At 43.8% G+C, this 16,020-nt stretch carries 4 protein-coding genes; all 4 read right to left on the bottom strand.

Annotated features, from left to right (window positions below; all coding sequences use genetic code 11):
* Positions 1-1,245: 1,245 nt before the first annotated feature.
* The gene (locus tag ACWNCI_RS01520) at positions 1,246-1,980 is read right to left on the bottom strand and encodes a DNA-binding domain-containing protein (RefSeq protein WP_449386898.1); all 735 of its coding nucleotides are present in this window, start codon (positions 1,978-1,980) and stop codon (positions 1,246-1,248) included.
* A 142-nt stretch (positions 1,981-2,122) separates the two neighbouring features.
* On the bottom strand, positions 2,123-4,180 hold the full coding sequence (locus ACWNCI_RS01515) for a hypothetical protein (protein WP_449386897.1): 2,058 nt from the start codon (positions 4,178-4,180) through the stop codon (positions 2,123-2,125).
* A 477-nt stretch (positions 4,181-4,657) separates the two neighbouring features.
* Positions 4,658-5,203, bottom strand: a complete 546-nt coding sequence (locus ACWNCI_RS01510) for a hypothetical protein (protein ID WP_449386896.1) — start codon at positions 5,201-5,203, stop codon at positions 4,658-4,660.
* A gap of 92 nt (positions 5,204-5,295) precedes the next feature.
* Entirely contained in the window at positions 5,296-15,960 is a 10,665-nt protein-coding gene (locus tag ACWNCI_RS01505) for a hypothetical protein (RefSeq protein ID WP_449386895.1), read from the bottom strand.
* Between the last annotated feature and the right edge of the window lie 60 nt (positions 15,961-16,020).

Raw genomic sequence — 16,020 nt, 5'->3', positions numbered from 1 at the left:
ATAAGAATTAATTTAACCCTATAACCCTAAAACACTCACTCACGTCCTCTCTATTAGCTACTATACTTATTAACGCAACGATTTCGCAATGTTTTATTTTAAAAGATTGTGTATATTTTCCGTTCGCAAAGGCGCTCTGCTCAGCAAATGACAGCAACTATTAATGATATAATAAAACATTGTTAAGCTCTCAAACACTAAAACTCTATCACCTATTTAAGGTTTAGGTTGAGGTTGAGGTTAAGAATTAACTTAACTCTAGGACACTCCCACACTCATACCCTAAAAACTCTCAAACACTCCAACCCTCTTAACGTTAGCATAGAGAGATTCGAGCTTAGATCCATACAGGATGACAATCGGAGTGGTAGAATGATGATTGAGTGAAAATATTTAGAACCACCCCGTCAAAAATTCTTTGAATTTTTGCCACCCCTCCCCTCCGGAGGATGGGAATTTTTGACAGCACCTGTTATCACTTGCAGTCGATTCTTACAATAGCTGGCTTTGCGTTCTCTTATAAGTCAACGGCTTTGTGAAACTAAATATGTGCTATACTTTCAAAAAAACCTTAGTGTGCTTCGTGTTCAAAAAGAAAACTCTAAAACCCTAAAACACTCCCACTCTAAAACTCTATTACCTATTTTAGGTTGAGGCTAAGAATTAACTTAACTCTACAACCCTAATACACTCCCACTCTCATACTCAAAAACACTCCAACCCTCTTAACGTTAGCATAGAGAGATTCGAGCTTAGATCCCTGCGGGATGACAATCGGAGTGGTAAGATGGGGTTTGTTGAGTGAAAATATTTAGAACCACCCCGTCAAAAATTCCTTGAATTTTCGACACCCCTCCAACGAGGGGAATCTTGTACCGCTTTAAACTCTTCAGCACTCCAGCCCTAAAACACTCCAACCCAACGGTGGCTGAGCGGAGCCGAAGCCAAAACTCCGGCCTGCTCTGCAAAGCAATCGATAATACCATGAAACGATCAATTTACTCACAAAGCCGGAGTACCATTATACTTCAAGAAATATTTGTCAGCTTCTTTCATTAAAGGAACATTTTCACTGACTAAAACGATTCCCTTTCATAATTCTAGCAAATTATTCGTAACAGAAATCATTGCTTTTCATCACAAGCCGATTGCTTGCTCCCAAACAAGCATCTTGTTAGCCACGTAGTAAGACCTTTGCTTGCTCCCTCACAAGACTCTTGCTTGCACCGAAGCAATCCTCTTATTCTACTCTACCGTCAATTGCTTATCCAGGGTAGCAGTACGTGCCTCTTTTAAAGTTTGGCTGCCTGAATACTGCGTCAGCACTTCAATCGTATAAGTTCCGGCCGGTAATGCAGGGATTATCACCATGACCTCTGAAGGATTATTGGTCACAATATCAGAAGGATCTACTTTGGTCCTTGCCTGTGTCGTGGTGTCTGCGAAAAATACGCCTACCGAAGGATCATCACCGGCTACTTTGATTTTACTTCCGACAATTTTCAGGTTTCTTCCCGGCGTGAGAAGATCATTGACCGAACCGCTCTTTACATCCGTTACCTGTAAGATTACCGCAGAAGATTCTGCTACCCCAAGAATATTAACCTCAATATTCGGGATCTCTGCCCTCAGCTTTTCTCCCTGATTGAACTGGAAGATAATGCTGTGCTTATCTTTATTAAAAGTTTCCGATGGGCTATCGAATACGCCTCGGATGGTGGTATTGGCCGTAAAGTATCCGGTATTCACCGAAAAGCCATCGCAAAGCTGGTACGCCATTTCTTTAAGGAACAGCTCTGTGGCATGCTCCATCGAAGAGGCCGAGATATCCGCCCCACCGCGGCTTACGGCTGCCTGGCAGATCTGTTGTACATTGAGGCTTCGCTCGCTTGCGGTGCGCGCGATGAAATCATTAGGATTGTCTTTTGTTAAAACGTTATCGTAGAGATACGCTTTGATTCTGTGTAAGATGTTTGCCATTGTTAATTTTTTTAATGGTTGTTAAATATTTATTTTGAAACCTTAACAAGGTTAAGAATCCTGTTAAGGTTAGGATTCATTAATTTTAAACCGGCACGAGCGAGACGCTAGCGACAGTGGGGTATTTAAAAACTAATATTATTTATGGTGTCACTTTTACATAACTTACAAAAGTTCTTCCATCACTATTGTTAAAGACAACACCAGCTATATTAACTGCTTTAATACCTAAATAATATGTTGTAGGATTTGTAACAGTTGCTATATATGTGCCTGTCGCCGTACCTCCAATTACTGCTCTACTAGCATCTGTCGAAGTTGTAATAAGGATTTCTGTATCAGTAACAATATTGCCAGCACTAGGGAGTGTACTTAAAAAACCTGTTAGCCAACCATTTCCTCCTGTTACCTGAATTTCACCGCGTACTGTATAAGTAACAAGATATGTCCCTGCGGTTGGAAGGGTAATACTTGTAAGATTGTAATTAGCTCCGTTTGCTGCAATATTCGTCGTTGCGGTTAGTACTGATTTACCAGTAGCAGGTACGAATGCACTCCCTTGAACAGTTACTATATTCCCTGAAGCATCTACCCCTAAAGTTGTGCCACTACTTGTAGGAGTTGAAGAATTTAGATTAGTAAATTTAAGCCCTGAAGTATTTGTTGTACCAGAATTAAGTTCCAACTTCGCAGACGGAGAGCTTGTCCCTATTCCCACATTTCCAGTATCCTTTACGACAAAATCTGTCCCCGCAGCTCTTGCCGTACCATCCGCTTTTGTCCCTAGTTTTACCATAGTATTGGTTGTATCATTAGTCCATGCATCATTGGTGGTGTCTCCTGAAGAGGTATTTAAGATTTTCTGCCAGGCACTGCCATCAAAATAGTAATAGCCTACTGCGGTAACGTTAGCCGTCTGTCCTGTGGGCGTTCCAGTGGCAGGCGTCACATAAACAATCGCACCGGTTTGCGCAGAGTTGTACGTGTAGCCCTGAAGTGCAGCCAACGAAAGCCTTGGGGCAATAATCCCTTCGGGAGTACTCCCGTCGCTTGCGGCTTTAACATCTAATGTGGCATTTGGACTTTCTGCCCCTGCACCTATCCCCACTCTACCGGAAGACTTTATGGCTAGACGTGGATTAAAATCGGTTGCATTTCTTGTATAAAACGACAGCCCTGCATAATTGTTTGTGGCATCCCTGTCAATTCCTCGTATTGAAGCACCGGATGCTGCTGTCGGATCCGCGCTGGGTACAAAGTCAAGATATGCGAATGTACCGCTGGTGAGGTTCTTATTACTAAGAACAATATTTCTTGCAGTAGCCTGACTGCATCCACTGCCACAATTGTCTATGGAAAAGATTCCGGCATCAACCAAGCCTCCTGATGTAGGCGTATTGGCATGAAGAATAGATTTTGGAACTTCTGTTCCTATTCCAACATAGCCTTTAGAAGTAAGACTCATTATGGATTTTACGAGCCAGACACCATCATCAGAAATAGAACGAAAATTAAGAATTCCATCTCCTGAACTGTCTTTAATTAGGTTGAATTTAAAAACCCGAGTTCCAGTATTGTTATTTTGTCCTTCAAAATATAGTCCCGGACCGTCGCCTACTGTGCCTGATTGCCCGGTCAAAAGGATTCCAGGTTTTAGCGACGAACTTGTTAAAGCAGAAGTAGCATTATTATAACTTATGTTTAATTTTTCTTTCGGTGTAGCTGTCCCTATTCCCACATTTCCGGTATCCGTTACTACAACATCTGTTCCTGCATCTCTTGCCGTGCCATCCGCTTTTGTCCCAATTTTTACCATAGCATTGGTCGTATCATTAGTCCAGGAATCATTGGTGGTGTCTCCTGAAGAGCTTCCCAAGATCATCTGCCAAATACTGCCGTCGAAATAGTAATATCCCGGTGCTGTAATATTGGCAGTAGGCCCTGCGGGAGCCGAATCGGCGGTGGTTGCATAAATGATGAGTCCCTTCTGGTCTGATCCGTACACCGGTGTGGGTGTAGCGGTGGTGGCTGCACGGATCTGATCTCCGGTTAATTGCGGGATGATCAATCCTTCGGGTCTGGTTCCGCCTGTTTTGGCGGTAATGTCTAGTGTTGATTTGGGAGAAGTATTATTTATCCCTACTTGCGCAAATGCAGTCATACCAAATAAAACTGCTGCTGTTGTCAGAATGTTTTTCATGTTTAAAAAAATTTGGTTTGTTTTTAAATTAGGTCAAGCAGATTTTATTATCTCAAAAAGAAAATACATCATCCGCTTTCAGGGTATGTTCAAAATCGGTTTTCAGGAAACATCAATTGATGAATGATCCTTATCAGCGCGGGTTAAAACATTATCATGGAGATACGCTTTGATTCTGTGTAGATGTTTGCCATTGTTTTATTTTTTAATTATAAGAGTTTGTTTACACTTTTTTATTCAACCACGAGTCACAAAAGATCAGAAATTTATCTTAGGTAATTTCTATAAAAAGAAGCTAACAATAGCCTTAAAAAAGCTTTGATGTTTGTTCTTTTGAAAGCTTTGAATAGCTCATAAAACTTTTTAAACTTACCTTTTGCACCTTTTGCGGTTAAATTAATTTTAAACATTCTTGCTATTAAAAAAACCGGCCGGGCCGTATGATACCCGGCCGATCATTAAATACCCTCGTGAAGATTACTTTGGTCCCCAGAAGCTCCATCCCTGACCATTGAAGACGGCTATCTGGTGAGCAGTGGTGTCGTACACCACCAATCCCGGGGCGGGATCTATAATATTCAGGTGAGGGCTTGCCACTTTGGGAAGCACCATCGCTTTATCGGTATCGGAAAGTACCAGAATCCCTTTAAGATCAGGATTCTCAGTATCTCCTATCCGTACCATCGCCGATGAAACTTCCGTCTTGGTTTCCTGCAGCGAAGTATCCACCGACGCAAGTGTCCCTGCATTGGGATCGGCGGCGCTCAGCGTCTGCCAGGTTCCCGCCACTACGGCTTTCACCTGGGCATCGGCCGGATCAAAAATGATCATGCCATCTACCATATCGGGGATGGTTTTCGTATCAGGATCTACTTTTACCCAGGGCAGGATCAGTCCACGGTTTTCCGTATTCCCGAATTCGAGGGATACCCCGTCGTTGGTGACCGAAGTTTTGCCTATGGCTACCTGGGAAAAGCAGACGGATGAGACCAGCAGGCACCCTGCAATTAATATTGATTTCATTGTCTTTTGTATTATTAAGTTGTTAAAAAGATCAGCCTTTCCGCACGGCACAACTAGATGCCGTGCGGGAAAGAGCTGATGCATCTCATTATTTAATCAGGACAGGTCTGCTGACCGATCTCATACCATCCGGAAACTCCGTTCTTCACAGTATAGACTTTCAGCATCCTGTTGGTAAGGTCCATCACGATCATCCCTTCCACCGGAGAGGTCAGAATAGGAGTCGTGTCATTATCTGCTACCGGTCTCCAGTCAGGGGTGGTATCGCTACCAAAATTCTTAAATCTCACCCTGTTGATGATCATTCCTTTGGTCTTCGCTTCAAGAGCCATCCAGCCACCTTTTCTTACCATCGGCCAGTTGTCTGCATTTACACCGGCTCTTCCGAGGGCCGTGATTCCTGCTTTGGTTCCTAATGCCGTTCCGGCAGTTACCGCAGGCTTATAGCATACCGAAGTCGCCGTGGTAAAGGACAGATAGTTCAGTGAAGATACCTTGGAAGCCTCCACAGGGAACGCATAATAGCTTACGCCATTGATGGTCTGCGTTCCATTGTTCATAATTACCGAAGCTGTACCGTCATTCAGCTTGGCAGCCGTGGAAGCATAGATCAGCCCGACAGAGCTTGGCCATGAAGTTCCGAATGCTGAAACCGGGAAGTACACCTTGATATCAGAAGCAAAACTTCCTTTATTCTGGGCTTTCCATACACGGCTGAAACGCTTGGTATAGGTAAGACCGTTGGCTGTTACATTTCCTGTTGCCACCTTAGTGGTTAAGGATCCGTTATCATCTCCCCATACCAGGTACTGCATATCTGCGCTGAAGGTATTGGTATTCGCTGAATTGCCTGCTTCGGCAGATCCCAGTGCTACCACCATCTGGCTGTCGGCATTCACACTCTGACTCTGCTTCTGGTTGAGTGCCGTAAGGTCATCCCTTCCAATCCCTGCGATATTATACTTATACGTCGCATCAGCTGTCCAGCTCTTATTGCCATCTGATGCCAGATAATCCTGACCTGTCGTTGACTGATTGATCGTGATTCCGTATTTCAGGGCAAGATAGCTGTTCACTTTCTGTAGCTGTGTAGCATCCAGTGACGAAGAGTATTCTACTATTTCCGGAATTTTACCGTTGGTGTAATTCCCCGAAGCATCAATACCTAAGACAAGGTTTCCACCTGTCCATACCGTAGTATTCGCTGCAGTGTTAAGCTGTTTGGCATTGATACCGCTGTACAAAACGTCTCCTGCTGCTGTTCTCCATCCTGCGTACAGTTCGGCAGAACCTCCTGAAGGTACGGCAGTCGTATTGGTCGCTGAAGATCCGCCTAATGTAAGGGTAACATACCCTGCACCGGCAGAGCTGAACTGCAGTAGATTACCTCCTGCCAATTTTGGCTGAAGGAAATAATGCGCTCCCAATACATCGGATACTGCGAAAACAGCTACGTTCTTCTGTCCATCGATACCCAGCGTTCCTGTGATGTCAAAGCTTTGTTTGACAGTGGAATTACCTGTAAACTTAAGCACCGGGTTGAAGTTCATATTATCCGTCGCATTGTTTCTGTACTTAGGCTGTTGACCACTGGTTGCCTGTGTACCGTGGCTGTTGTTACCACTCTGATCCTTCCATGTCGCTACTGATGTATCATCTGCGTTGGCCATTATCTCATCATCATCGGCACGCAGCCACAGGTTCTCGCCTGCTACTCCTCCCGGCGACTTTTTATAGTACGCCATCGTAAAGTAGAATACCGACTGATTCACCTGCGTCGCAGGAATCGTAAAGGCCTTATAGTCTACCGAATTGATCGTTACCATACTGGTACTGCTGCTGCTGAGTACGCTGCTTCCGGCAGGGAAAGTAGCAGATGTACTGTACAGCAGTGAAGACACTTTAAGGTCTTTGATATACGCTGCCGGTATCAATACCTGGATGTCTTTCGCAAGACTCTTGGTATTCTGTACCCTCCATACTCTGCTCAGTCTTTCCTGATAAGGATATACGGCAGTGAATGAAGTGGTACTACCTTCCAAACCTGCGTTGTTGTCTCCCCATACCAGGAACTGAAGGTTATTCTCAAATTCGGAAGTATTGGCTTCATTAGCTGCTGCCACGTTTCCAAGACCAATGATGACCTGAGGAACGCTGGTAAGCGGTGCCGCCAATGTCTGAGTCTTGGTCTGATCCTGGCTCTGGCTCTGCTTTTGAGCGAGATCACTGATGTCATCTCTTCCGATTCCCGCAATATTGTTCTGATAGGCAGTGCTACCGGTCCATACAGTATTGCCGTCTGAACCCACATACGAGAACGGAGAACTGTTATTGCCCAGGGTAACTCCATATTTCAATCCTAAATAGGAATCAATACGAGCCTTTTCAGTAAGAGTAGGGATCTTGTTGTAATACACGACTTCCCCGATGGTTCCGTTCCAGTAATTGCTTCCCGACTGGTCGGTACCAATTCTTCCGGAATTGCTGCTTAGCGCTGTACTCACGCTGGAAGCTGTCATATTCTGCGGGGTGAAGGCGTTAAATGCTCCGTACAGCGTACTTCCGGCTACGGCTCCATAAGAGACCACCGGTGTATTGTATAAATACGGAGAGGTGCCGGACGCGGTAATCTCATTACCTGTACCATACGTAGACGCCATAACGTTACTGCCCGAACTTATAAGCCCAAAGTTTTTGCCCGCACTGCTTGTTCCATAGCTTGTCAGCCATTGAGCCGTAGTGCTTGAAGTGGTTCCTACACCGAATACTGATCTTGCAGAGTTGCTGCTTGCCAATCCGGTATCTTTGAAGAACATAAACTTCGACTGCCCCGCATCGAAGCTGAACGATGGGTTGAAATTCAGCAGGGATGCTCCCGATGTATTGTACACCGGCTGGTTGGCCGCCGTATCCTGCTTGGCATCTTCAGTAACGGTCTGGTCTTTCCAGGTAAGGGTAGAACCGTTGACAACATCTCTGTCGGCACGGTACCATCTTACCAGGTTATCATTTACTCCTCCGGGACCGTTAAGCGGCGCCGCAAAGGTGAAGTAATTTCCGGACGGGATCTGAACTGCATCATGGGTAACGCTTGTTCCAGAAGCGGCATCATTATCCAGCTTCGCATACCCAACACCTGAAGAGAACGTAGGGTCCGGGCTGTAGATCAGGTATTTGGCTCTTACATTATTAACCTTGACATACAGATTCTGTGCAGTACCGGTCTGCTGTACTTTCCAAACCCGGCTCATAATGGAACTCAAGCTGTTGCTTAACCCTGACTTTAAAGTAAAGGTAACAGGCTGCCCGTTGTGTCCCGTGATAAAGAAGTACATATCGTTGGCGATATCCGTATGGCCACTTGCCCCGCTCTCATTAGCGTTGGTAAAATTATTATCCGTACTCAGCGTGATAATATCCGATACCGGCATCTGGCTTCTGGCAATACGCTGGTGAAGCGTAGAGGTTCTGTCTTTCGCAAGACCGATGATGTTGTTCTGATACGTCAGATCGCTGCTCCATACCTTGGTCGTATGGTCTGAAGCGATATAATCTCCTTCATTAATAAGTCCACTCACCGGCTCGCCAGATGTTCCATCTCCGTCCTGGTCTCTTGATAAGGTATTACCATATTTGAGCGCCATGTAGCTGTTAACAGCGGTAACTTCCAAATCAGAAAGCGATTTGGCGAACACCACCTGCTCTGCAAGGTATCCGTTCAGAAATCCTCCTACCCCTCCATATCGGTATCCCAATCTGGTGTTGGAAGTAAGACCATACGCCTGTGAGCTTGGATTGATGGAAGCAGTAGATAATCTTTTTCCATCTCTGTAATACTTGATAGAGCCTGAAGTGGCAGATATTCCACCGCTAAAGGTTAATGTACCGATCATACTATAATTATAATCCGTAAGATTAGCCCCTCCGTAGGTAGGCTGTGAACAACGGCACTGGTCATCTATTGAATACCCTCCATTGTCCAGATAATCCCAGTCTCCCTGTCTTGTTACTGTCTGGGTTCCTTCAAAATTAATAATGGTAGAATTGTTGGTCGACGTTCTTAATGCAGTAGCAAAAGAATGCGGATTTCTCATATCATTATTTAGGAAACCGTTGAACGTGGTCATGCTCATAAAGTTGTTTCCATTGAAGTAAGCCGTAGGGTTAAAGTTCATCGAATTGGCGGTGTACGCAGGCCTGTATGTAGGATCTCCTTGCGTAAACTGGTATCCGTTACCATTATAATCTGTCCACGAACCTGGTACAAAATTATCTCCTGCACGCAGCCAGAATGTGGAGATCACTCCTCCCGGAGCTTCCAGGAATGTCGCAAACGTAAAGTAATTGCCATCCGGAATATTAACTCCTAAAGTTGTAGCCCCTCCTGAAAGCGCAGCATATCCTATTGATCCTGAAGAGAATGTAGGATCTGCACTGTACACCAGGTAAGTTGCCTTGGTATTACTCGTTTTGATGTACACATTCTGAGCCGTTCCGGTTTTCTTTACTTTCCATACGCGGTTCATCAGCGCATTCAGATCATTGCTCAGCCCTGATTTTACGCTGTAGGTAAGCGCTCCGTTATTGTTTCCGGTGACAAAGAAAAACTTGTCGTTCACAATATCGGCGTGTCCGCTGGCACCGCTCTGATTGTTATTTGTAAAGTTGCTGTCGGTACTCAGGGTAATGATATCCGGTGTTGCCGACTGGCTGGTGGTGATGCGCTGATGGAAGGCTGAGATATCATCCCTTCCGATCCCTACTACATTGTTCTGATACACCGCATCGGATGACCAGGTTTTGGTGGTACCGTCACTGGCCAGATAGTCACCTTCAAATATTTGTACTGGTGAAGCAGATACCACATCGCCAACAGGCAGTTTTCCGTCGTTGTTTCTGCCGAGTGTAATTCCATACTTCAGCGCCAGGTAGCTGTTGAGCTGCATACGTTCGATAGCACTCATGTTCTTTTTGTACACGACGAATTCACCGATTAATCCCTTGAATGGATTAAAGTCACCAGAACCTCCACCCGCTACATCTCCTAAACGTATTGTTTCACATCCGATATATCTGGTATTACCTGTAAAATTCAATACATTATTTCCGTTGATGAGCATATTTGATCCTTGGTTTTCGGTACTCCTGAATGATGCGATATTTATCGTTGCATTTGCGGAATTACCACCGCTATAACCAATCCCTGTATTGTCATTGGCAACCTGAGTAGTTGTTATTGATCTCTCATCAAAGATTCCTCCAAGATCTGTTCCCCACACATCCTGTACTTTTACTTCATCTGCTTTGTATATGATAGCCACATCTGCTTTACCATCAGAGTCTGTACGTTTAATACTGGTTTGGCTAAAGCCCCAGGTCCATTCGTTTAAGGCAGTAGTAGGTCCAAACCTTGCTACCGTGTTGAAGTTTAATGTATTTCCTAAGGTCATCTGCCCACGAGATGTCCCTGCGCAATCACTAATATCCCATTTAAGATCCTTATGATTAGAACTTTGATCTACCCAACGTGTAGTACTGGTAAGCCCTGCATCTCCCCGAAGCCACAGGGCTATGTTATCTCTTACCCCTCCTGGTGACTGCTCGTAGAAAGCAAACGTCATATAGAATGAAGCCTGGTTAACTGCGGAAGCAAGGAGGCTGAACACCAGGTACTCTTTTGAGTTGATCGTTACCGTACCGATAGGATTGCGCTTCTGGTAACTTCCAAAATTTTCATCTGTACTATACAACAGGCTGCTGTTAGCCGGTACTAAACCGGGTACCGTACTGGTAGTCACCGGAACCAATATCTGAACATCCTGGTTCACATTATTGGTATTCTGTACTTTCCATACCCTGCTTAACCTGATGTTGTAACCGGCAATTCCTGAAAACGGCATCGTATTGGCCAGGTTATTATCCCCCCACATCAGGAACTGCAGATTATTAAGCGTTCCGGTATTGGCTGCATTGGTAGCAGCTACTGAGGAAAGACCCACAATAAGCTGATCACCTGTGTTTACCGACTGAGATTGCTTTTGGAATAATGCTGAAGCATCGTCTCTACCTATTCCGGCGATGTTGTTGTGATAAGTAATGTTATTTAGACCATCCCATATAGCATTATTACCACTGGATGTATAATCTCCTTCTCTTACTGCTCCTGAAACAATTTCATTTAAAGTACCGTTACTGTTAGTATCATTGGAAATCGTAATACCATATTTTATTGCGAGATAAGAATTAACCCGCTTCTGGTCGGCTGCATTTAATAAATTTGTGTAAGCAATTATTTCTGGTACGTTTCCAACCGCTCCATTGTAATCGTCACCACCAGCCCATCTATTGGATCCAATAATCATAGCCCCCGTATTGGTACTATAACTACCAGTAGCTGTGCTAAAACTGCCTCCATTGATAGTAAGCCCTACGGATGTACCACCAGACATTGTACCCATAGAAATACGACTGATGCTAGATGTAAAGTTATTATTTGTCACACTTACAGCGGAGTTAGAAGAAGGTCTAGCAAATAAACCATTACTGCCGAAATGAGGATAGTCATAATATGCGTATCCATTTGGTTCACTACTATTATTTACCTTAAGCAGTGAAAGCCCATTGGCGTTACTTACTCCAAATAAAGTTGCGCTTGATGCTGGTGGAGAAGGAAACAATGAACTACCGCTGTAAAGTGCCACCGATGTATTGCTGAAATTTATTGATGGATTGAAATTAAATCCCGGAGTGCCAATAGGAGTTTTAAACAAAACTGCTCCACTTCCTGCACCGAAGTTTCGATTATTTCCGCTCTGATCAATCCAGCTTGTGATTGTTCCGTCATTAGCTGTCGTATTGGTTCCTGCATCAGCTTTTAACCATAATGAAACCCCGGCAACCCCTCCCGGAGCCGTTACAAATCCTGCAAAGCTGAAGAAGTGTCCTGACGTAAACCCATCTACATCTGCTACATAATACTGTACGCCTCCTAATGATACCTGGGTCATAGACTTTCTCGTATCACTGCCATCAAATGTCGCATCTGCACTGATCAATAATGATGGTTGAGAAACAACCAAAGGCAATTGCGAAACCGGTATGGCCACTTTTACCGTACCTATAGTCCCGGTTTTCTGTATTTTCCAGATTCTGGTCATTCTGAAATTGGAACTGCCATAAGCAAACGGTGTGGCAAAAGAAGTGCTTCCTGTATCAGAACCCCATACCAGGAAGCTCTTGTCTACCGCAAAGTCATTGCCATTATTTGCATTGGTGTCTGCAATATCTACATTCCCAATAACCGGCTGGATACCTGCATTTACCGACTGAGACTGTTTCTGGTTCAATGCTGAGGCATCGTCTCTTCCGATACCGGCGATGTCGTTCTGGTACGTAGCATCAGTACTCCAGAATTTTGTAGAGCCATTGGAAGACATATAATCTCCTTCATAAATACCACTTGAAGGTACTATTTCTTGTCCAGGAGTATTATCGCCATTAGAATCTCTGGATAAAGTAATACCATATTTAAGAGCCAAATACGAATTAATTCTTAATCGTTCTATATCTGAAAGAACAGTATTATGAGTAATAACTTCAGGAATTGCTCCATTAAAATAATGTGCACGACTAAGAATAGTTCGAGATCCTATACTTACCAAATTTGCAGCTGTAGGAAACTTATCAATTGTTCCTGCTTTTACCATTGAATTATTTTTATAGAGCTTTGCACCATTTGCTATATTGTTCATAGAAGAACCAAATAACATCGTTTCATTTGCACCATAAACAGAACCGCTTATTATCGAAGTCCAGCTACCATCCCTTTGACCATATTCCATCGTTCCATTAATTAATCTAAGTTCTCCTCCATTTCCAGCATTTAACCCTCCAAAACCTATAATATCTCTGTTATTGTTATCAGCTATATTAGGCCTTATTGCAGAAAATAATGTATTGGTAGAACCATTGATAAAGCTACTCGCATCAATATAATCATCTGTGCCATCAAAATAAACAGTTGGATTAAAATTCATTAGTTGAGAATTCACAGAACGGTATAATGGTCGATTTCCGGATGTAGCCTGTAATGCATTAGTACCATTAGTACTTTGATCCGCCCATGAGGAAATTCCTGAATTATCCGTAGTCGTAGAAGTTCCGTTATCAGCTTTTAACCAAAGTGACTCTCCTAAGACTCCCCCCGGTGCTGTCACAAAAGCCGCAAAGCTGAAGTACTGTCCTGAAGAGAAATCAAGATTGATGCTTGGATCATTTTTCGTAACATAGTAGTCTACTCCTCCGATGGTTTGCTTAATCATTTCAATTCTGGTATCAGAACCATCAAATGTAGTATCTCCACTTACCAAGAGTGTAGGTTTAGTTACACTTCCCGGAAGATCGCTTACTTTTAACGCTACTCTTACCTTTCCTACGGTTCCGGTTTCCTGTACTTTCCAGATTCTGGCCATTCTGCTGTTCAGCCCGCCAAAAGCAAATGCCGTGGCAAAATTGGTGCTGCCTGTATCTGAACCCCACATCATGAAGGTTTTATCGGCACCAAAATCATTGCTGTTATTGGCATTGGTGTCTGCGATGTCCATATTTCCGATTACCGGCTGGATGCCAGTGTTTGTAGATTGTGACTGCTTCTGGTTCAATGCTGAGGCATCATCCCGACCGATACCGGCGATGTTACTTTGGTAGGTATTATTTCCTGTCCAGATGACACCACCTGCACTATGGAGATAATCAATAAAGTTTGTTGTATTTCCAAGAGTTAGACCATATTTAATTGCTAAATAAGATTCTATTTTTTGCCTTCCGGAAGGTTGTGCCGTATTATATACGATAACCTCTGCTATATCAGAGTTTGTATAGTTAGCCCCTTCCGGAGTTGCACCAACTGAAAAGAAAGGGTTTGCTCCTGACGGTCCAGTAGCAGCTCCTAACGTAGACGATTTTACCAAACCGTTAATGTAGGAACTAGCGGCATTGGAGGTTCCATCAAACTCCTGAAGCCTTATTTCATTAGCTGCCACCGCAGAAGAAGAAATACCCCGATTGGTAATATACGCCAAGCCTCCGTCGGTCTGTGCAACATTCCAGCTGGAGGGAGAATTTGTAGCACTTACATATAATACCTTACTAGTTGTCGACAATCCTCGATATACTATATAGTGAGATGAAGAGTAGGGACTACTGCCTGAGGCTACTTCACTTATAGGTACATTGGCTGCCAATAATAGATCATTAGACCCATCAAATCTAACCGAAGGATTAAAGTTAATGATATTATTTGCAGTATTATAAGCAGGTTGATTTGCAGAAGTAGCCTGTGTAAGATTGTATGTTCCTACGGCGTTATTCCATTGCGATACGCCAGTTGACACAGTAACTCCCTGATCTGCTTTATACCATAAGTTCGTTCCCAGGATTCCCCCCGGTGCCGTTACAAATCCCGCAAAACTGAAGAACTGTCCTGAAGTAAAGTTAACAGTATTAATTACATCGTCTTTTGTTACATAATACTGCACGCCTCCAATCGTTTTCAGCTCCATTTCGATACGGGTATCATTGCCATCAAAAGTAGCATCATCACTGATCAATAAAGTAGGCTGTGTAACCGCACCCGGCCACATGCTTACCGGTATGGCCACTTTTACCTTCCCTATGGTTCCGGTTTCCTGCACTTTCCAGGTGCGGGCCATTCTGTAATTAAGGTTTCCAAATGCAAAAGCCGTAGAAAACGCCGTGCTGCCTGTATCGGATCCCCAAACCAGGAAGTCACCGTCATGGCTAATGCTACTGTTGTTATCAGCATTGGTAGCGGCAATATCTACATTCCCAATGATGGGTTGGAAACCTCCGTTCATCGACTGAGACTGCTTCTGGTACAAACCAGAAAGAGCATTATCTCTCCCGATACCGGCGATGTTGTTCTGGTAAGGGTTAGAAGTACCACCAGTCCAAACAATCACATCATAAGCATTGGTATAGTCAACCGGGGCTGTGCTTGTACCTAGTGTAACACCGTATTTAACGGCCAAATAAGACTGAATTTTTGCTATCTGATCAGGTGTAAGCGTACCACGGTATACGATAGCTTCTGCAATGTCAGAAGAATTGGATGAATAATATCCTCCTCCAATCTTCAAAGTTATTGGCGAACCGTTATTATCAGTAGTTGTCACAAGCTGTGTTCCGTTGAAGGATAATGTAGAAGCATTAGTAGTACCCGTTACAAAACTGGCCCTATATATTCCATATCCGTTCTTTGCTGTATAAGTTGGAACATTACCGCAAGCAAAAGCATTAGATGTTAAAGCCCTGTGGTTATTTGCAGAACTTGAGGAAAACATCGTTCTTCCATTTTCTCCCCTGCCATTAGCCACTGTAAATACTGTTACATTAGCATAGGTACCTCTTGCAATAGAAAGACCAGTATCATAATAACTGGTTGCATTATTAAACGTAACAGCAGGATTAAAGTTTACCTGATTATTGTTAGATGTCACCGAAAGTGTAGGATTACCCATCGGCGTTACAGTAGTACCCAATGGTGAGCGATCTGTCCATGAAGCACCGCCACTATCTGCGCTTACCCAAAGTCCCAGATTGGTACTGACCCCACCGGGGCTTTGCGCATATATGAAACTTACCGTGAGCAGCAGCATCATGCTTACCGCCCGCGCTAAGAACATCTTAATGAGAGCCTTCCCTTTTTGAGGGGGCTCATAGATTGTATATTTATTCATATTATTTTATAAAAGTTTAAAAAAGTCGTTTGTGTTTAACGACCAGGAACAGGCGTATCT

This window comes from Chryseobacterium lineare (genome assembly GCF_977014045.1).
The sequence above is the reverse complement of the archived record's forward strand: the minus strand, read 5'-3'. Positions and strand labels throughout refer to the sequence as shown.